This is a genomic window from Streptosporangium sp. NPDC006013, assembly GCF_040614275.1.
GTDB lineage: Bacteria > Actinomycetota > Actinomycetes > Streptosporangiales > Streptosporangiaceae > Streptosporangium.
The window spans coordinates 1-18,791 of record NZ_JBEXUE010000169.1; the positions used below are offsets into that span (position 1 = coordinate 1).

19 protein-coding genes and 2 pseudogenes are annotated in these 18,791 nt (G+C 69.7%); 6 read left to right on the plus strand and 15 right to left on the minus strand.

The features are described 5' to 3' along the window. The 4 genes and pseudogenes from ABZ260_RS24550 to ABZ260_RS24565 form a co-directional block, all read right to left on the minus strand. Positions 1-721, minus strand: a pseudogene (locus tag ABZ260_RS24550) (thiolase domain-containing protein); the annotation flags it as partial. Between the two features lie 2 nt (positions 722-723). Beyond that, complete coding sequence (locus tag ABZ260_RS24555; protein ID WP_355621860.1) at positions 724-1,743, minus strand: thiolase domain-containing protein; 1,020 nt, start codon at positions 1,741-1,743, stop codon at positions 724-726. Beyond that, positions 1,744-2,649 carry an OB-fold domain-containing protein gene (locus ABZ260_RS24560; RefSeq protein ID WP_355621863.1) on the minus strand — a complete coding sequence of 302 codons (906 nt, stop codon included), beginning with the start codon at positions 2,647-2,649 and terminating at the stop codon, positions 1,744-1,746. It abuts the gene before it with no gap. Further along, on the minus strand, positions 2,639-4,189 hold the full coding sequence (locus tag ABZ260_RS24565) for an acyl-CoA synthetase (RefSeq protein WP_355621866.1): 1,551 nt from the start codon (positions 4,187-4,189) through the stop codon (positions 2,639-2,641). The genes ABZ260_RS24560 and ABZ260_RS24565 overlap by 11 nt, the downstream gene beginning before the upstream one ends. Positions 4,190-4,508: 319 nt before the next feature. On the opposite strand from ABZ260_RS24565, the gene ABZ260_RS24570 reads away from it, so the two are divergent. After that, positions 4,509-5,324: a crotonase/enoyl-CoA hydratase family protein gene (locus ABZ260_RS24570; RefSeq protein WP_355621869.1), complete on the plus strand. Its 816-nt coding sequence runs from the start codon at positions 4,509-4,511 to the stop codon at positions 5,322-5,324. A 129-nt stretch (positions 5,325-5,453) separates the two neighbouring features. Here ABZ260_RS24570 and ABZ260_RS24575 read toward each other — a convergent pair whose 3' ends face one another. Beyond that, entirely contained in the window at positions 5,454-7,193 is a 1,740-nt protein-coding gene (locus tag ABZ260_RS24575) for a hypothetical protein (RefSeq protein ID WP_355621872.1), read from the minus strand. Positions 7,194-7,492: 299 nt separating this feature from the next. Between ABZ260_RS24575 and ABZ260_RS24580 the strand changes: the two genes are divergently transcribed. Then, positions 7,493-8,128, plus strand: coding sequence for a DUF305 domain-containing protein (locus tag ABZ260_RS24580; protein WP_355551974.1), 636 nt, complete (start codon positions 7,493-7,495; stop codon positions 8,126-8,128). Between the two features lie 64 nt (positions 8,129-8,192). On the opposite strand, the gene ABZ260_RS24585 is transcribed toward ABZ260_RS24580, so the two are convergent. The 3 genes from ABZ260_RS24585 to ABZ260_RS24595 form a co-directional block, all read right to left on the minus strand. Then, on the minus strand, positions 8,193-8,666 hold the full coding sequence (locus tag ABZ260_RS24585) for a helix-turn-helix domain-containing protein (protein ID WP_355621875.1): 474 nt from the start codon (positions 8,664-8,666) through the stop codon (positions 8,193-8,195). Positions 8,667-8,766: 100 nt separating this feature from the next. Further along, positions 8,767-9,582, minus strand: coding sequence for a thioesterase family protein (locus ABZ260_RS24590; protein ID WP_355621878.1), 816 nt, complete (start codon positions 9,580-9,582; stop codon positions 8,767-8,769). Between the two features lie 136 nt (positions 9,583-9,718). Beyond that, complete coding sequence (locus tag ABZ260_RS24595; protein ID WP_355621881.1) at positions 9,719-10,522, minus strand: class I SAM-dependent methyltransferase; 804 nt, start codon at positions 10,520-10,522, stop codon at positions 9,719-9,721. A 342-nt stretch (positions 10,523-10,864) separates the two neighbouring features. Here ABZ260_RS24595 and ABZ260_RS24600 point away from each other — a divergent pair, with 342 nt between their 5' ends. Next, positions 10,865-12,073, plus strand: coding sequence for a cysteine desulfurase-like protein (locus ABZ260_RS24600; RefSeq protein ID WP_355621884.1), 1,209 nt, complete (start codon positions 10,865-10,867; stop codon positions 12,071-12,073). A gap of 313 nt (positions 12,074-12,386) precedes the next feature. Here the strand turns inward: ABZ260_RS24600 and ABZ260_RS24605 are convergent, their stop codons facing one another. From ABZ260_RS24605 to ABZ260_RS24625, 5 genes are all read right to left on the minus strand, one after another. Continuing rightward, the gene (locus tag ABZ260_RS24605) at positions 12,387-12,791 is read right to left on the minus strand and encodes a VOC family protein (protein ID WP_355621887.1); all 405 of its coding nucleotides are present in this window, start codon (positions 12,789-12,791) and stop codon (positions 12,387-12,389) included. Next, the gene (locus tag ABZ260_RS24610) at positions 12,788-13,138 is read right to left on the minus strand and encodes a metalloregulator ArsR/SmtB family transcription factor (RefSeq protein ID WP_355621890.1); all 351 of its coding nucleotides are present in this window, start codon (positions 13,136-13,138) and stop codon (positions 12,788-12,790) included. The genes ABZ260_RS24605 and ABZ260_RS24610 overlap by 4 nt, the downstream gene beginning before the upstream one ends. Beyond that, the gene (locus tag ABZ260_RS24615; RefSeq protein ID WP_355621893.1) at positions 13,125-13,556 is read right to left on the minus strand and encodes an SRPBCC domain-containing protein; all 432 of its coding nucleotides are present in this window, start codon (positions 13,554-13,556) and stop codon (positions 13,125-13,127) included. Before ABZ260_RS24615 ends, ABZ260_RS24610 begins: the two co-directional genes overlap by 14 nt. Positions 13,557-13,683: 127 nt before the next feature. Then, positions 13,684-13,926 carry a hypothetical protein gene (locus ABZ260_RS24620; RefSeq protein WP_355556053.1) on the minus strand — a complete coding sequence of 81 codons (243 nt, stop codon included), beginning with the start codon at positions 13,924-13,926 and terminating at the stop codon, positions 13,684-13,686. Positions 13,927-14,087: 161 nt separating this feature from the next. Beyond that, a complete protein-coding gene (locus tag ABZ260_RS24625; protein ID WP_355621896.1) occupies positions 14,088-16,811 on the minus strand; it encodes an AAA family ATPase in 2,724 nt (907 codons plus the stop codon). Between the two features lie 144 nt (positions 16,812-16,955). Here ABZ260_RS24625 and ABZ260_RS24630 point away from each other — a divergent pair, with 144 nt between their 5' ends. Then, a complete protein-coding gene (locus ABZ260_RS24630; RefSeq protein ID WP_355621899.1) occupies positions 16,956-17,717 on the plus strand; it encodes a DUF2306 domain-containing protein in 762 nt (253 codons plus the stop codon). Between the two features lie 202 nt (positions 17,718-17,919). Here ABZ260_RS24630 and ABZ260_RS24635 read toward each other — a convergent pair whose 3' ends face one another. Together ABZ260_RS24635 and ABZ260_RS24640 are read right to left on the minus strand one after the other, a co-directional pair. Then, positions 17,920-18,069 carry a hypothetical protein gene (locus ABZ260_RS24635; RefSeq protein ID WP_355621908.1) on the minus strand — a complete coding sequence of 50 codons (150 nt, stop codon included), beginning with the start codon at positions 18,067-18,069 and terminating at the stop codon, positions 17,920-17,922. Between the two features lie 88 nt (positions 18,070-18,157). Continuing rightward, positions 18,158-18,352 (minus strand): annotated as a pseudogene (locus tag ABZ260_RS24640) (hypothetical protein); the annotation flags it as partial. A 9-nt stretch (positions 18,353-18,361) separates the two neighbouring features. Between ABZ260_RS24640 and ABZ260_RS24645 the strand changes: the two are divergent. Further along, entirely contained in the window at positions 18,362-18,514 is a 153-nt protein-coding gene (locus tag ABZ260_RS24645) for a hypothetical protein (protein ID WP_355621902.1), read from the plus strand. A gap of 15 nt (positions 18,515-18,529) precedes the next feature. Then, entirely contained in the window at positions 18,530-18,721 is a 192-nt protein-coding gene (locus ABZ260_RS24650; protein ID WP_355621905.1) for a hypothetical protein, read from the plus strand. Positions 18,722-18,791 lie beyond the last annotated feature (70 nt).

Genomic DNA, 18,791 nt, shown 5'->3' on the forward strand with positions numbered 1-18,791 from the left:
TCGGCTCGGAGCGCATCGCGGTGCCGAGGACCCAGGCCGGTGTGCTGTCGGTGAGCTTGTCGGCGGCGGACAGCACCATCGCGCAGGCACCGTCGGAGGACGGGCAGGTGTCGAGATAGCGGATCGGCTCCCAGAGCATCGGGGTCGACTCGACCATCTTCAGGTTGATCCCGGGGATCCTCAGATGGGCATACGGGTTCTTCAGGGCGTTCTGCCGGTCCTTGACGGCCACCAGGTGGCCGATGTGCTCGGGGGCGCCGGAGCGGCGGATGTACTCGCGGATGTGCGGGGCGAAGTAGCCGCCCGCACCGACGACCAGCGAGGCGCTGAACGGCTGGTGGGTGGAGAGCGCCCAGGTCGCGTTGGACTCCGACTGCTTCTCGAAGGCCACCACCAGCACCCGGTCGTGCACGCCGCCCTGGATCAGCGAGGCACCGACCAGCGCGGTGGAGCCGCCGACCGAGCCCGCGGTGTGGACCCGCATCATCGGCTTGCCCGCGGCGCCCAGCGCGTCGGCCAGGTACGCCTCGGGCATCATCACGCCCTCGAACAGGTCGGGCGCCTTGCCGATGACCACCGCGTCGATGTCCTTCCAGGTCAGGCCCGCGTCCTGGAGAGCGCGCAGGGCCGCCTCGCGGACCAGGCCGGCGATGGAGACGTCGTGCCGCTTGGTCGTGTAGCGAGTCTGACCGACACCGATGACCGCGCAGGGGTTACTCATTCTCAAGCCTCCATCACGGTGACGAGGTTGTGCTGGAGGCAGGGGCCGCTGGTGGCGTGTCCGAGGGTGCGGCTCGCGGTGCCGTCCAGGATGTGCCGGGCCGCCTCGCCGATCCTGATGAGGCCGGTGGCCATGACCGGGTTCGCCGCGAGGGGGCCGCCGCTCGGGTTGACCCGGGTGCCCTCGGGAAGCTCCAGCGCCCGGCGCAGGATGATCTCCTCGTGGCTGAACTGGGCGTGCAGCTCGGCCACCTCGACGTCACCCTTGCCGACCCCCGCCGCTCGTGCGGCGTCCGCGGCGGAGGCCGACCGGGCGAGATCCCTCATGCCCAGGTAATGGGGTTCTATCCGGTGCGCGATCCCGGTGATCCACGCGGGGTGCTCGCACAGCTCCCTGGCCAGGTCCCCCGCCGCCAGCACCACCGCGGCGGCGCCGTCGGTGATCGGGGCGATGTCGTACGGCCGCAGCGGCTCGACCTCGGCCCCCTCCCCCGCCGGTTCCGGCAGGTCGAGGGCGTAGGGGTTGGCTCTCCCGTCGGCGCGGCTGCGCCGCACGATCTCGTCCAGCTCGGCCCGCTCCGCCCCGGTGGCCGACGCCTGGAGCGCGGCGAAGGAGACCTGGTCCAGGCCGAGGGGGGCCAGGTAGTACGGGTCCAGCTGGAGCGTCATGATCTCCCGCAGGTCCCCCTGGGATGACTTGCCGAAGCCGTAGACCAGGGCCGAGTCGACGTCGCCGTGCTGCAGCCTGACCCAGGCCTCGTACAGCGCCCAGGCCGCGTCCATCTCGACGTGGCTCTCCGAGATCGGCGGCCAGGCGCCGAGCGCGTCGAGCGCGGAGACGAAGGAGAACGGGGCGCCCGCCAGATAGTCACACGACCCCGAGCAGGTGAAACCGAACTTCCGCAGCCCCGTGGCGGCCCTGACCGTCTCCAGCGGGGGCAGGATGAGCTCGGACTCGCTCTGTCCCTCGTCGACGGCGCTGTGCCTGGTCTGCGCGAACGCGACGATCGCTATCTCACGCATCTACAGCTCCACGTCCGGCTCGCCGGTGGGGGCGAACCACTTGATGTTCGACATGGACATCGTCCGCTCCTCCTCGGGCACCCACACGGCCCGCACCCGCATGCCCTGACGCACCTCGTGGGCCGCGATCCCGCCGACCAGGGCGATCATCGGGATGTCGGCGCCGTCGAGCTGGATGTAGGCCGAGACGAACGGCACCTCGGGGGCGCGCGGGTCGGGCAGGTTGTTGATGGCGAAGGTGGTGATCGTGCCGGTGTCGGGGACGACCACCTCCTCGGTGATCGAGACTCCGCACTCGGGGCAGGACAGCCGGTAGGGCACGTAGACCTTGTGGCAGGTGCCGCACCGGCAGCCGATGAAGACGCCCTCGGCGACGCCCTGCAGGAATCGGGCCAGCGCCAGGCCTGGCCGGAGCGAGTAGTCGACGCGGACCTCGGAGACGATCCTGGTGACCTCGGGAACGAAGCTCTCGATGTCGGTGATGTGCCCGGTGCGCTCGGCCCGCCAGCGGGGGCGTACCCGCAGCCCGGGGCGCATGGCCTTGACGTCTCCCGCGTCCACCGCGTGCACCAGCGCGGTGTCGGCTCCGTCCAGCCGGATCAGTGCCCAGGCGAACGGCCGGTCCAGCGGGTGGCCCTTCCTCGGGGTGTTCACCCACGCCCAGCTCTCGACGGTCCCGGCCGGGCCGACCTCGACGAACTCCTCGGTGACGGCATCACCGGTGTCGGGGTCGTACTCCAGCGGCGGCACCAGTGTCCGCCCGTCCGCCGTACGGACCCCGACGACGCGTCCGTCCCGCAACTCGGTGAGAAAGCGTCCGATCACCGGTCCCGTCGTACGCGTGTATCCGCCGGGGAACTCCAGCGCGTGCCGAGCCCGCAGGGTCGTTGGATCGCTAGATGGCACGTTCGTGTCCCTCCCAGTACGGGTCACGTAGCTTGCGTTTGAGGAGCTTGCCGTTGGGCTCGCGGGGCATCTCGCCGATGAAGTCGACGGACTTGGGCCACTTCATCTTCGACAGGCGGCCTCTCAGCGACTCGATGAGCTCGGCGGCCAGCTCGGGCGAGGGCACCACTCCCGGGGCCGGCTCGACCACCGCCTTGATCTGCTCGCCCCACTCCTCGTCGGGGATGCCGAACACGGCCACGTCGCCGACCTTGGGGTGGACCATCAGCTCGTTCTCGATCTCGGCCGGGTAGATGTTGGCCCCACCGGAGATGATCATGTCGGCCTTGCGGTCGCAGAGGAAGAGGAAGCCCTCCTCGTTCAGGTAACCGATGTCACCGACGGTGAAGTGGTCCTGCAGCCGGCCGGCCTCGGTCTTCTCCTGGTCGCCCTTGTACTCGAACCTGACGCCCATCATCTTCATGTAGATGGTGCCGGGGGTCCCGGTCGGGACGGGCTCCATGTCCTCGTCCACGATGAGCAGCTCGCTGATCGGCCAGGCGGTGCCGACGGTGCCGGGATGTTTCTTCCAGCCCTCCGGGGTGGCGATGGTGCCGCCGCCCTCGGTCGCCGCGTAGTACTCGTAGATGCAGTCGCCCCACCACTCGAACATGGCCCACTTGACCGGGACCGGGCAGGGGGCCGCGGCGTGGATCATCCATTTGAGGGAGGAGAGGTCGTATCGGGACTTCACCTCGTCGGGGAGCGCGAGCAGGCGCTTGAAGTGGGTGGGGACCATGTGCGAGTTGGTGACGCGGTACCTCTCGCAGAGCCGGAGCGTCTGCTCGGCATCCCACTTGTCCATGTAGACGAGCGTGTGTCCCATCTGCAGGGCCGTCCCGCCGAACTGGGTGACAGCCGTGTGGTAGTTCGGCGAGGTGACCAGGTGGACGTTCTCCTTGCCCGGTGTGATGCCGAACAGGGCGAGCAGGAAGGTCATCAGCTCGGCGGCGTCGTCGGGGTCCATGCCGTTGAGCGGGCGGCGCACGCCCTTGGGCTTGCCCGTGGTGCCGGAGGTGTAGTGCATGGTGGCACCCGCCGTACGGTCGGCGGGTGCGGTGTCCGGCTGCCCGTCTGTCAGCTCCGAGGCGGGCCGCACCCCGTCCACCCGGCCGAACGCGAAGACGCGGTCCCCGGCGATGCCCGAGGAGGTCACGCCGCGCAGGCCCTCGGCGGCGTGGCGCTCGTCTATGAAGAAGGCCCGCGCCTCGCTGTCCGCCACGATGTAGCCGATCTCGGGACCGGTGAGGTGCCAGTTGATCGGGGTGTAGTACCAGCCGGCCTGCAGGGCGGCCAGGTAGAGGACCAGCCCGTCGGAGCCGTTGGGCACGAGCCCGCAGATGCCGTCGCCCGTCTTCAGCCCGAGCTCTCTCAGTCCGTGGACGAGGCGGTTGGCACGGGCGAGGAGGTCACCGGCGCGATGTTCCGTGCCGTCGGGATCAACGGCGGCCACCCACTCGGGGTCCGCCTGCGCCAGTCTCCAGAAACCGAGCGTACCCATCGGAAATCCTCTCTGTCGAAAGGCCCCGGCTCGCCGGAGTGAATCATGTTCTCTTTATGGCGACAAGCCCTGGCAGAACGGGGTAAATAGAACAGGAATCTGTTCTTGTACGCATGGGCAGACTAACCCCAGGAGGCACACCTAGCAAGCGCTTGATACGCAGCCTGACTCCTGGATGGACCTTGACCATTTCACGATGACCCGGCCCCCTGGAAGGCGTCCGGGGCAGACTTCTCACGGCCGGGCGGCCTGGCGGTGCGGACCGCGCCGGATCTAGGATTGCCTACCAAGCGCTTGGTAAAGTAACGGAGGTCTTCCCGTGGAACTTCTGCCGATCAGCACGCCACACTGCCGGATCGAGCGCGACGGTCATGTCGTCGTCGTCACCCTGGATCGGCCCGAGGCGAGGAACGCGCTCTCGTCGGACATGCTGGTCGGCCTGGCCGACGCCTGGGCATACGTCTCCGACGAGCCCGAGGTCCGCGTCGCCGTCCTGACCGGCGCGGACGGGACGTTCTGCGCGGGAGCCGACCTCAAGGCCATGGGCACTCCTTCGCAGGACCCCCGGGTCAGGGAACGGGCCGCGGCCATCCCCGACTTCCATTGGAAGGGCCTGCTCCGCGATTCGGACGCGCTGCCGACCAAGCCGATCGTCTGCGCGGTCGAGGGGTACGCCGTGGCCGGCGGCACCGAACTGCTGGTCGGCACCGACCTGCGGGTGATCGCCGAGTCCGCCACCCTCGGCCTCTTCGAGGCCCGCCGCGCGCTGTTCCCGATGGGCGGCTCGGCGATCCGGCTCCCGCGCCAGATCCCGTACGCCTTCGCCATGGACATCCTGCTGACCGGCCGTGCCGTCACCGCGCAGGAGGCACTGAGCATGGGCCTGGTCAACCGTGTCGTCCCCGACGGGCAGGCGCTGGCCGTCGCGCTGGAGATCGCCGCCCAGGTCGCCGAGTGCGGCCCGCTCGCCGTCCAGGCCATCCTGCGCACCTACCGCGAGACCCTGGGCATGCCCGAGGCCGAGGCACTCAAGGTCTCCGACGGCATCGGCTGGCCGGTCATCGGCTCGGCGGACGCCAAGGAGGGCTCCCTCGCCTTCCGCGAGAAGCGCCCGGCCCTCTACCGGGGAGAATGAACCACCCACGGTGCTCGCGGTCCGCCTGAACGGTGAGATCACCGAGGCGCCGAAAGCCCTCATACGGAAGAGGGGACGCCCGGCGGGCGCCCCCTCTCATCGGTTCATCGCGGATCGCCGCGGCTCGATTCAGCTGAGCGCGTCGGCCAGGTCGCGAAGAGCCTTGATCAGCGCGGCCTGCGCGCTGTCGGCGGCGTCGAGCTGGTTGGAGACAGCCCTCAGCTGCGCCACGGCGGCGTTCTTCTGCGGGCCGTCCTTGAACTTCTCAGCCCGGTCGACGAACTTCTGCACGTTGTCGGCGGTGTTCTTCTTCATCGTGCCGGTACGCAGTGCCTGCGCGTAGTACGCCCGGACGACCTCGAAGCTGGGCGCCCACGTGATCTTCGGCTGGGTCTGCGGGTTGAACGTGTCGAAGCGCACCAGAGCCGCGGCGTCGATCTCGGCCTTGTCCAGGTGCGCACTCGGCGTCAGCGCGAGCACGTCGAACCCACGGGCGATCTCGCTGCCGTAGACGTGGCCGTTGTAGTAGTAGCTAGACCAGACACCACCGGTGAGCAGCGAGGTCGCGTTGACCGGACCGCGGTCGAAGAAGGCGATCTCCTTCGGGTTGGCCGAGTCGGTGAAGTCGAAGGCCGAGATGCCGCCCTGGTACCAGGCCTGGACCATGATGTCGCGTCCGGGCACGGGGACGAGCGACCCGTTGTGGGCCACACAGTTCTCCTGGTTGACCTGAGGCACCGGGAGCTTGTAGTAGCTACGGAACTGCATCTTGCCGTCGACGATGTCGAAGATGGCGTTCGCGCCCCACGAGGGCTCGTCGGTCGTCCGGCAGCGCGCACCGGTGCCGCCACCCCACTCGTCGGTGAAGACGATCTTCGTCCCGTCGTTGTTCAGGGTCGCCGAGTGCCAGTAGGCGAAGTTCGGGTCGGTGACCTCGTCCAGCCTGACCGGGTTGGCCGGGTCGGAGATGTCGAGCAGGAGACCGTTACCGGCGCAGGCCGCCGCGGCCAGGCCGATCGCCGGGTAGGCGGTGATGTCGTGGCAGTGGGTCGTGACCGGCTGCGGCGACCAGGTCGAGCCGGACGGGTGCCGGGGCGCGGGCGGGGTGTTCTGCAGGCCGTTGATCGCACCGGTCTCCCGGTCGGCGAACAGACGGGGCTGGCTCACGATCGCCGCGTTCTGCGGCGCGGCCAGCGGCACCTTGATGATGTCGATCCGCCACTGTGCCGTGTTCGGGTCCGTCGCGGCCCCGTTGACGCAGCCGGCCAGCTCGCTGCCCGAGCGGATGCTGGACGTGCCCGAGACGTAGACGTAGACGTTGTCCGGGTCGTCCTTGCTGGTCACCAGCGACTGGGTGTGCGATCCACGGCAGGTCTGGACCGCCGCCACCTGCACCGGATGCTGGACGTCGCTGACGTCGAAGATCCGGACACCCCGGAACCTGTCGGGGTTGACGGTGCCGCTGGCACCCTGGGTGCCGCAGTCGAGCCGTCCGCGCGTCTCCTCGACCGCCATGAACAGCAGGTTGCCGTGGACCGACATGTCACCCTGTCCACCCGGGCAGACCACCGAGGTGGTCAGGGTCGGATTCGCGGGGGTGGAGATGTCATAGATGTTGAAACCGTGGAAGTTGCCCACGAAGGCATGGTTGCCACTGAACGCCATGTCCGAGTTGGCGTACGAAAGATTGCCGACGTTCGTCGGCTGGAAGAACCCCTCCGGCTTGTCCCGGTGCGCCAGGAGCTGCAGGCCGGCACTGGCCTCCTGCGCGTCCAGCCATCCAGCACCGAGACCGATCCGCGGATCGACGTCGGCCGCCACGGCCGTGGCGGGCAACATCCCGACCACGACCGCCCCCGTAGCGATCATCACCCCTAGCTTGCTCAACCCGGCACGTCCCCAACGTGCCGCACGGCCCTTACCCATGGGTCGTAGCTCCTTCTCTGATGTCTCCATTGACATGACCCAATGCAGTGCGGTACCGGACATAAAGGACCCATACCGCACAAGCACCCAAGATCTATGCATCGGCACAAAAACTGTAGGGGAACATCAGGGGATGTGCTATACCCTGCGATATCTATTGATTACGGACTTTCAGCCCAATGAGTCGAAAGCGGATATATATCATGCTCTCGCCATCCCCGCTACGGCGCGTCTTCCCTCTTATGCTTATCGTTACAATTCTCGCGGCGTGCACGTCCGAGGGCTCCGAGCAGACCGCCGAACGCGCCCCCGCGGTCGTGCAGCCGGGCGCCCCCGGGCAGTCAGGCCAGGTGCTCACCGGCGACAAGCTGCCCCAACCCGAGGAGCAGCAGTACACCGAGGCCGACGTACGCTTCATGCAGGGGATGATCCCGCACCACGCGCAGGCCCTGGTGATGGCCGAGCTCGTCTCCACCCGCAGCACGCGCAGGGACCTGTCGCTGCTCGCCGAACGGATCAAGGCGTCACAGCAGGACGAGATCCGGCTGATGCAGGACTGGCTCCGGGCACGCCTCAAGCAGGTGCCGAACGGATCCTCCGGCCACGCGCACGGCGGGATCATGCCCGGGATGCTCACCGAGGCGCAGCTCACCGAACTGGAGAAGGCGAGCGGCGCCGAGTTCGACAAGCTCTTCGTCCAGTTCATGATCCGCCACCACACGGGCGCGCTGAGCATGGTGGAGAAACTCTTCGCCGACGGCGGCGGCCAGGAACCCGAGACCTACCGCTTCGCCACCGACGTCGACGCGGACCAGCGCATCGAGATCGACCGCATGCAACAACTCCTCGCCCAAATGGGCGGCACCCCGCTCGAGTAACCGTTCACCGACCGTCCCGAGGATCGCCGAATGCGGGTGGCTCACTGCGCAGCGGAAATAACGGCTACTGAGCGGTTGCTGTATGCGTGGTATTTCCGGATTTCACACCACGGCCGCTGGGTGAGTGAGCACCGACGCGAGCCTCGCCGCCGCAGTGGCGGCAGATGACCATCGCGTCGAGGGGCTCGCCGCAGGAGTGCTGCCAGCGGACCGGGGGGTCGTCGGGATGCAGGTGGCGGTCGCCCCACCTCATGAGCGTGATCAGGACGTCGCACAGTTCGACGCCCGCGGGCGTGAGGTGGTACTCGAAGCGTACGGGGTGGTCGCTGTAGCGCTCCCGCCGGATGATCCCGGCCGCCTCCAGCTTGCGCAGCCGGGCGGTGAGGATGTCGCGGGAGGCTCCGGTGTTGAGCACGATGCCGTCGAACCGCCGCACGCCGTGGCTGAGCTCGCGGATCACCAGCAGGCTCCACCGCTCGCCGACCAGGTCCAGGGTGTCGGCGATGGAGCACTCGCGCGGCTGAGCCTCCTTTGGCATGCCGTGCAGTTTAGCCGCCTCGGCCACCGTTCCCACCGGCCCCGATCGGCTCATCGCTCAGTGCCTTTCGAGTCCGGTGCCGCCGGCCGGCGGGGCGAGGTCACACATCCCGCGGCCGACCCGTCACCAGGCGGAGCTGCCGGGCGGAACCAAGATGATCCCCGCCAGGACCCCAGGCGTCGATCCGCTCGTCGATCCAGCCGTCGGCGCCCGCCTGATGCGTACGGGCGTGCAGGAGTACCCACGGTGACTCCGCCCGCGCGAGCCCGGCACCCGGCCGTACGGTGAACTCGACGGTGGGAATGGGCAGCATCTCCCGCAGGACCGCGGAGTAGGACGGCGCCAGCCCGTCCATCAGCAGGATCAGGCGATGCGCGTCCGGCGGCTCGGAGTCCTCCACCAGGCGGATCCAGGCGGTCAGCTCGGCCTCGGTCCCGCCCGCGTAGGGACGGTCCGGCCCCACGGCACGGATCTCCATGGACGTGGAGATGGCCACGAACTCGGGCGGGATCGTGAAGACCTCGCAGTCCTCCGGTCGCGGCACGGCCGGCGCGGCGGGTGAGACGACCGGCCAGGAGTCGCGACCGGGAGACCCGAACGTCGCCGAAGCGTCGACATGGACGCCCTGCTCCGTCGTCGCCCGGCCCGCGAGCGAGGAGAGCGTACGGCCGGAGCGCACCGGCGAGACCTCGACGCGGAACCCTCCGTGGAGGGGGCGGTGGTAGCGCGCCGTACTACTCTGCAGCAGCGCGCCCGGCGCCTGCTCCCCCATCGCCGCCGTCAGCAGCGCGAGGGTCAGGCCACCGTGAACACCGCCGAAACCCCACAGGTGCTCTCCCGGATCGACGAGGGCGCCCACCGGTTCGCGCAGCAGGACACCCGGCGCGACGGCACCGTCCGTCCGCGTTGGGATCACAAATCCTCCCAGAGAGTTGGATTTTCCAACTAACTCGACCCCGGAGACCGTAACAGCAGTTAGTTTGAAAACACAACCCTCTGGTGATGGGACAACGGCCGCCGTGGTCGGGTCCGTCCGGTAACGGGACACCTCTTTATCGCACGGCTTCGTCCCCGACCCGGCCGATCAGCATCGCCACGCGGACGTGTTCGGTGAACGGCCGGTGCCGCTCCAGGGCATGGCGGATCTTCTCGGCGAAGAGTGGTCGCCGGTCCGGAGCCGGCAGCCGGTCGACGGGAAGCGCCGAGTAGACGCCGCCGACGATCTGGTCGAGGTCGAGTTCGTCGCCGTAGTCGACGCCGATCTCGCTCACGGCGAATCCCGCGCCGGTCAGACTGTCGCGGTATCGCCGCCGGCTCGCCTCGTCGGTGCCGCAGGCATGGCCGACTTCGAACCCGAGCCACTGTTCCAGACAGCCGCGCAGCGCCCGCGACCAGGCGGTGTCCTGCAGCCACAGCGGAGTTCCGTTGGCCACCACGGCCACACCGCCGCCGGAGCGCGCCAGCGGAGCCAGCGCGCGGAACAGCTCGTCATGGTTCATCCAGTGCAGGGCCTGGCCGATGGTCACCGCGCCCACGGTCCGGTCGCCGAGCAGGGCGCCCAGCGCCGGTATGTCGGTGTCCGCCCCCAGCATCCAGCTCAGGTTCGTCATGCCCCGCTCGCCTGCGGCCTGCCGGGCCCGGAGCAGCATGTCGGGCTCCGGATCCACGCCGACGACCGCACGCACCCGCTCGGCGATCGGCAGGGCCAGCTGGCCGGTTCCGCAGCCGAGGTCGATCACGATGTCGTCCCCGGTCAGCTCGAACGCCTCCACCAGCGCGTCGATGACGGCCCGGGGGTAACCGCGCCGATACCGGTGGTAGAAGTCAACCACTTCACCGCGAAATCCCAGGTCCATGGTCACAGCCTGCCCGCCGAGGTCCCTCCCGCGACAGCGATTCAGCTCGCGGCGTCAGTCCGGCGGGAACCGGCGCCGCGTTCGCGGGCCGCGGGCAAGGAGGTCGACCGGGCACCGGCACAGAGCAAGGCCACCCCGGCCTGCTCCCGCAGCCGGATCGGCCCGCCTCGCGCTGTCGCGCGGGTGGGCCGACCGCTCTTGCAAAACCTGCCCGGCGGACGGATTCCCCGCTGGACGAAGGTCCCCGCGCGGATTCCTCCGGGACCCGGCTGGATAGGCTTCGGCCAAGCCGTTCGCGAGCGGATCGGCCGCGGTCGGGTCGACAGCGATCCGGGAGGTCTCATGGCATACGACGTGGCAGCCGTACGGGCGCATTTCCCCGCCCTCGACGAGGGCGCGGCGCACTTCGACGGGCCGGGAGGCTCGCAGGTTCCCGAGCAGGTGGCGGACGCCGTGGCCGGCACCCTGCGGGCCGCCGTCGCCAACCGCGGCGCCGGAACCGCCGCCGAGCGCCGGGCCGACCACATCGTGGTCGAGGCACGCCAGGCGATGGCCGACCTGCTCGGCGGTACGCCGACCGGCATCGTGTTCGGCCGGAGCATGACGCAGCTCACCTACGACATGGCCCGCACGCTCGCCAAGGGGTGGCGTCCCGGTGACGAGGTCGTGGTCACCAGGCTGGACCACGACGCGAACATCCGGCCCTGGACGCAGACCGCCGAGGCGCACGGGGTCACCGTCCGCTGGGCCGACTTCGATCCGGAGCGCGGCGAGCTGGACGTCGCCGCGATCACCGGCCTGCTCACCGAACGCACCCGGCTGGTGGCCGTCACCGCCGCGTCGAACCTGCTGGGCAGCCGGCCGGACATCCCGGCGATCGCCGAGCGGGTACACGCGGCCGGAGCGCTGCTCTACGTCGACGGCGTGCACCTGACGCCGCACAGCCCGGTCGACCTTCAAGGGCTCGGCGCCGACTTCTACGCCTGCTCGCCGTACAAGTTCCTCGGCCCGCACCTGGGCGTGCTCGCCGCCGACCCCGCGCTGCTGGAGACCCTCCGCCCGGACAAGCTGCTCCCCTCCAGCGACGTGGTGCCGGAACGCTTCGAGCTGGGCACCCTCCCCTACGAGCTGCTCGCCGGTACGACGGCGGCGGTCGACTTCCTCGCCGGCCTCGTACCGGGTGCGGGCACCCGGCGCGAACGCCTGACCGCCTCGATGGCCGCGCTGGAGCGGCACGAGGAGGCCATGCTCGGGCGGCTCGACGCGGGTCTGGCCGAGATCGGCGGGGTGACCTCGTACGGCGCGGCCGCACGCAGGCGCACCCCCACGACACTGTTCACCGTCGACCGCGTCAGGCCGGCCGACGCCTACCGGTCCCTGGCCGAACGCGGCGTCAACGCGCCCGCCGGCAACTTCTACGCGCTGGAGTGCTCCCGCCGCCTGGGCCTCGGCGACACCGGCGCGCTCCGCGCCGGAATCGCGCCGTACACCGACGAGTCCGACGTGAACCGGCTACTGAAGGGCGTCCACGAGCTGGCCCGACAGGTCTAGTGCTCCGTAGAGCCGTCAGCGGCATCGAGGTGGGTGCATAGCAGCGGTAGAAGGCGAGCTCGCCGGTGGTCAGGTTGCGGCGGACGAGCAGCCACCGATATCCCTCGGGTCCGGCTTCGTCGATGCGGCCCCAGGCCCAGGCGGCCGAAACGGCCTGCGATCCGGCCCATCAGGTCGTTGAAGCCGACCATCCAGCCGCCAGGGTCTACAGCGTCCGCCACGGCCACTACGCGATCTACAGATGTCTTCACAAACACCGAATGATCACGTGGTGGCCGTCTTTATGCGAGCCGCCCTTACCCGGCCTCCGCCATCAAGATCGCAAAGTGTCGCTCATGTCGTCCGAGAGCCGCACGATGTGCGGGATCCCGACCGGGTTGCTGATCCAGTGGGCGGCCAAGCCCGAGGGCAGTGGTTCGAGCTCGTCCTGCGGATGCACGCCGTGCTCGGCGAGGTGGCGGGTGGCCAGCTCCACGTCGTCGGTGAAAAGCTCCAGCCACACCTGCGCCTGGGCGTAGTTGTCCACCCGGTCGAACCACAACTTCACCGGGCCGAACTGGACGGACGCGCACTGCGCCACCGCGCTGTCCACCCCCTCGCCGCTCTCCTCGGCCACCTCCATGCCGAGCACGTCCCGATAGAAGGCGACGGTGCGGTCGAACTGGGCCTTGGGCAGTTTCATGGCGACGTTGCGGCCGCCCTGGAACGTGGGTCTCATGGCTGGGTCTCCTGATCGCGGTCGAGGTAGGTGCTGAGGGCGTGCAGGGTGCGGTCCCAGTCGCGGGCGAGCGCGGCCAGGAAGGATTGGGCGGTCGCCATCGGGGCCGATTCGAGGTGGTAGCGGACGCGGCGGCGTTCCGCCGGCACCGCCCGTACGAGACCGGCGCCGGACAGCAGGGTGAGGTGCTTGGCGATCGCCTGGCGGGAGATGGGCAGGCGATCGGCGAGGTCGGTCGCGGTCGCCGGGCCTCGGGCGGCGAGCTCGGCCAGGATGGCCCGCCTGCTGGAGTCCGCCAGCGCGGCGAACACGGCCACCGCCACCTCCTCGGGGTCAGTGTCGGCCATCGAGGTGGCGCACCAGCTTGGCCAGCTCCTCCCGCCAGCCCTCGACGTTGCCCTGGTAGGCAGCGGCGAGTTCGTCGGGCAGCTGCGCAAACCCCGTCTCGGTCAGGCTGAGCCGGGTGCCGTCGCCGACGGGATGGAGCGCGATCTCGACGTGGGTGCGGCGCGGGTCGCCGGGCGGGAGCCCTTCGAGGGGCCAGGTGAAGCACAGACGGCGCGGCGGCTCGATGGTCTCGATCCGCAGGACCGACCACGTGCCGCCCCAGCACACCCTGATCTGGCCGCCCGGCCGCAGGTCGTCGATCTCCGCCTTGTCACCGAGCCAGCCGCCGAGCCCGTCAGTGGTGGTCAGGGCCGCCCACACCTTCTCGATCGGGTGGGCGAGGTCGAGCGTTCGCTCGATGCGATCGGGGATCGCCATTCGGCACCTCCATAGCAACCATTCGGTTGCCATAACCATACAGCAACCTGATGGTTGCGACAGCCTCGGGTGATGCCGTTCAGATTCACCACCACCAGCTTGTTCCCGTGCTTGTGCCGGTGATACATCAGCGCCGCTTCAGCACGCCGATCAAGCTCGTGAGGCTGTTCTGGCTGTGGCCGGCGGTGACGCCTTGGCGGAAGATCTTCAGGACTGCGGCGGGAAGTGAGTCATCAACGCCGGATGCCTGTGTGGTGCGCAGCACGTGTTCCACGCTCGCCACGCCCATGGAGATTCGGTCGACGTCCCCCTCGTGGTTGCCCGCGGTGATGCGTGGCGCGTAGAACTCCAGGAAATAGCGGAGGTCCATGGTCTTGGATTCCGGTGGTATCCAACGAGTTTCCAACGTAAATACCGGCCAGGAGCTCTTCCAAGGTTGGCCTTGGAAGGTCGTTCGCCGAGGGTCTGACCAGCATATACGTTGCCTTTGCGGCGATTACTACCCGGACTCCGCCACCGGTCGCGCCCTCGTCAGCCGAGTTCGAGGTCAAGGTCGAGGCCGCGAAGCTCAGCACGCGTGGATATCCCGAGTTTGGGAAACGCCCGATACAGGTGCGAGCCCACCGTCCGCGGGCTGAGGTGCATCCGGCTGCCGATCTCGCGGTTGCTCAGCCCCTCGGACGCCAACCTGGACACCTCCAACTCCTGCGGGCTGAGCAGTACGGCGACCGCCCTGCTCTTGCGGGGTACGGCGCCGCCGGCCGCGCGGAACTGGGCGACCGCGCGCCGTGTCCACGGCGCCGCTCCCAGCGCGTCGAACGCCTCTCCTGCGGCCCTCAGCATCGACTGGGCCTCCGTCCTACGGAGGTTGCGGCGCAGCCACTCGCCGTAGAGGAGTTCGGTCCGCGCCCGGTCGAAGGGGCGCTGGTCGAGCCCGCCGCTCGCCAGCGCGCTCCGGTAGTGCGACTCGGCGTGGGCGTCGTCCGCCAGAATCGCGCGGCAGCGATGCTTCCGGGCCAGGGCGGCGGGCCCGCGGATACCGCCAGTCCGAGGTTCCATGGCCACGGCGACCCGCTGGGCCGGCTCCGGGTCCCCGGCCCCCACGGCGGCCTCGATCAGGTCCGGGAGCATCGCGAAGGCGACGAAATCATTGGATCGAGGCGAACCCCGGTCGACCAGGCGCATCAGCTCCGCGAACGCCTCCCCGGACGCGCCCTCCCCCAGCGCCAGCAGCCCCAGGGCGCCGGTCGCCATCGCCGCGGCGACGCGCTCGCGCAGCGGGAGCGCGATCTCCAGCGCCTGCCGGGCATACCTGCGGCATTCCGCCGCCTCGCCGCGCACCGCGGCGAACCGGGCCAACTGGGCGAGGAAATTGGCTGTCCATCCCCGCTGGCCGGTCTCGTAGCCGAACCGCAGGCCCTCCTCGGCATGCGCGGCCCCCTCCATCCAGCGCCCGAGCCGGAACTCAATGTCGGCGTGGTAGAACAGCACCTCGGTCAGGAGCGCGGGAGAGCCTGCGGCGCGGACCCGGCGGCCGGTGGCTTCGGCTAGCCGGAGGGCCTGGTGGTCGTCGGGCCCCATCCAGCCGATCACGGTCGCCCACATCCACGGCCGCTCACCTCCGTTCCGGCCCTGGGCCTGGGCCAGAGCACCCGGCAGTTCCCACAGCTCGGCGCCGGTGATGACGCCCTCGGAGCCCTCGAGAAGACCTTTGGCGGCGCGGAGCGTCGCCGGTGCGCAGTCCAGATCGGTGATACGCAGGGTCGCCAGCAGCGTCGCCTCCATGTCTCCGGCGTGCAGCGCCGATCCCGCCGCAAGTGTGAGGGTCCAGGCGGCCTCCTCGGGTTCGTTGGACGCCATGAGCTCGGCGCACCGCATCAAGTGTGCGTAGGCGATCGCGGGGTCCCCGCTGTACAGCTCGATGGTCCCGTTGAGCTGGGCCAATGTCACGGCGGGCACGGGCTCGGCCATGACCTGGTCGACGAGCGTCCGGGCCAGGGCGGGCCGGCCGGCGTCCAGCGCCACGAACGCGGCGGTCACCGTCCTGCGGCGGCGGTCGGCGGGCGACTCGCTGAGCCGCGCGGCCTGCTGCAGGACGGAGATAGCCGCCGCCGCGCCGCCGCGCCGCCGGGCGGCATCGGCGCTGCGCTCCAGCGCGTCGGCGATCTTCTCGTCCGGTGCGGTCGTGGCCACGGCGCGGTGCCAGGTCGCCTGGTCGTCCTTTCCGTCGACGCTCAGGTATGCGGCGATGGCCAGGTGCGCGGCGCGGCGGCGGTCGAAAGGGGCATCAGCGTAGACGGCGGAGCGGATCAGCGGATGCCGGAAGCGGATCTCGGCCCCGGTAAGCTGCACCAACCCCGTCCGCTCGGCCAGGTCCAGGGCGTCGGCCGGTAGGCCCAGCCGGGCGGCGGCCCCGAGGACGGTGCCGATGTCCCCGGTCTCCTCCGCGGCCGCCACCAGCAGCGCCGCGCGGCCGTCCGCGGGCAAGGCGCCGACCTGGCGCAGGAACGCTACCCGGACGCGGGCGCTCACGGGCAGGGTTCCGGTCATGGCGAGGTCGGGCATGGCCCGGTCGAGGTCGTCGAGCCGGGCCAACTCGATCAGCGCGAGCGGGTTGCCGCCGGTCGCCGCGACGAGGGCGTCGCGTTGCCGGGTGGGCAGCGTCCAGCCGTGCGCGTCGAGCAGCCGCGCGGCGTCTTCGGATGGCAGCCCGTGCAGCACCAGTTCGGTCAGCCCGGCCGTGTTGACCGGCAGCGGCTCGGGATCGCGGACGGCGAGCAGCATCGCGACGGGCTCGTCGGCCAGTCGGCGGGCGGCGAACAACAGGGCGGAGGCGGAGGCGCGGTCCAGCCACTGCACGTCGTCGACCGTGACCAGCAAAGGGCGGTCCGCCGCCACTGCCGCGAGCAGTGTGAGCACCGCCGCCGAGACCAGGAAGTCCGAGGCTGCGGAGTCGGTGATGCCGAGCGCGCCGCGCAGCGCCTCGGCCTGGACGCCGGGCAACGCGTCGAGATGATCGAGCACCGGCCGCAGCAGCCCGAGCAGCCCGCTGAACGCGTGCTCGACCTCGGACTCCACCCCGGCGCACGCGAGCACCCGCATAGGCTCGGCGGCCGCGGTCTCGACGGCGTGGCGCAGCAGCGAGCTCTTGCCGATCCCCGCTTCGCCGCGCAGGATCAGCACCCCACTGTGTCCGCCCCGCGCGTCGGCGAGTAACCGGGCGATGGCCTCTTGTTCCCCGTCCCGACCGTGCATCACGTGCGAGTCCCGGGTCTCCGCCGGGGGTGTCCCGGGTGACTGCAGTCGGTTCGACTCTGGCCCCGCAGCCACGTCCCCGCGAGGCTGGCGGCATTGGGCGGGCAAGATGCGCCGGCCCCGACGACGATGAGGAGACCTTCTGTGGCCACGACACTGGGAATCCCGGGCCCGGTACCCGACGAGGAGGGGGCAGGGTCGCCCCCTCCTCGCCCGAGGGCGCGGCCACCGCGGCGGCGCCAGCTCGGCTGGATCATTCCACTGTTCATCGTGATGCTCGCATTCGTGGTGTATTCCGTGCCGCCGTACCTCACCTTCGACCCGGCGCAATCACGGGTCGAAGTGTCCGATTCTCCCCCATTCTTCTATCCCCTGCTCGTGGCGCACATCATCTTCGGCACGGTGGCCCTGCTGGCGGGGTGCTTCCAGGTGTGGCCGTGGTTCCGCCGCTCGTACCCCAAAGTGCACCGCTGGATGGGGCGGGCGTACTTCTTCGGCGGGGTGTTCCCCGCCGGCATCACCGTTCTCGGGGTCGCCCCGTTCGGCCACACGGGGCTCGGGGGAAACGCCGGGAACACCATGTTGGGCGTGATGTGGCTGATTACCGGTTTCGCCGGGTGGCGGATGGCGCGGCAGCGGCGGTTCCCCGAGCACCGCAGGTGGATGATCCGCAGCTTCGCGCTAACCACGTCCATCGTTGTGAGTCGCCTCTGGGCCGTTGTGCTGCTCACCGTCCAGCTTCCGCGGGTCGACACCGCCTACGGCGGCGACGAGCAGGCGATGATCATGGCGATCGGAGCCGCCGGTGTTTGGCTCAGCTGGGTCGTCAACCTGGTGATCGCGGAATGGTGGCTGGAGTACACGGACCATACCGGCAAGCCCAAGTCCCGCAGGCGGCCGCGGTGACGCGTTGCGTCCGCATCTATCAAGCTCCCCGCTAAGGGCCTGTTCCAGGTTCAGATCACTATTCGGGTAAGCAACAGTTCTTGAGTTGAGGGCACTGGACCCTCCTCTCCTTGCACGCTCGCTGTCTGCGAACTGCGTCTTCTTCCGGTTGCCGGATCGATCACCGCACGCCGAAGTAACTTCACTCTGGGTGAAGCTTCTGTCACAGGAGTGACGAGACAGCAGCGCTGGTGAAGTCGGGGGTGTGGGTTGGCGCTGGGAGTTGTACGAGATCACCGAGCAGATCGTCGAGGGTCTCGCGACTCCAGGCCAGGTCGAGGTGGGCGGCGAGGTAGTCGTGCAGTGCGGTCAAAGCTGGGCAGGGGCTGGCGGGGCCGGTCCATCTCCAGAGGGCCATCGAAGCCGTAGAAGCGGAGCCGCTCGTGCGGCGGACGCTGTTCGTTGTAGGCGCGCATCCAGCGCACGAGCTCGCGGTTGGCGGGTGAGGCGCCGAGGCTGTGGCTGAAGCCTAGGCTCATCGATCTGGTGCGCGAGTACGGCCTGCACACCAAGCGGCGCGTAACCACGAGGAGGCGGGGATCCTGCCGCTGGCCGAGCGCTCGCCATACGGCTACCGCCTTTACGCTCCGCGCCATTCGGCGGCGTTGCGGACATTCCTGGCGTTGATCCCGCGCACGGTCACGCGAACCGTGCTCGCCGCTTTGCGCGAGGCCGGCTGGCCCGCACCCCAGGACCCCGACGGCAGCGACGACGAACTCGACGGCCGCGACACCGTCGCTGAGCACCTCGTCGATTAGGTCACGCACGGCACGGTGGAGATCCTCAACCCCCAGCACGGCGAGCCGGCCGCGGACTGGCCGGAGCTGCTCGCCTACTTCAAGGACTTCTACGGCGACGACGCCTTCGACTGGGACAACGACGTGGTCTACTACCGGCTGCATCCGCACTGGATGACCGGCTACGCCCCCGGCGTCGACAGGCTCACCGCGGTGTCCCGGTCCTGATCTGCGGCACGGGCCGCATCGAGACCGGCCACGTGCTGAGAGATCTGGTGAAGCGGCCGCTCAGCGCCAT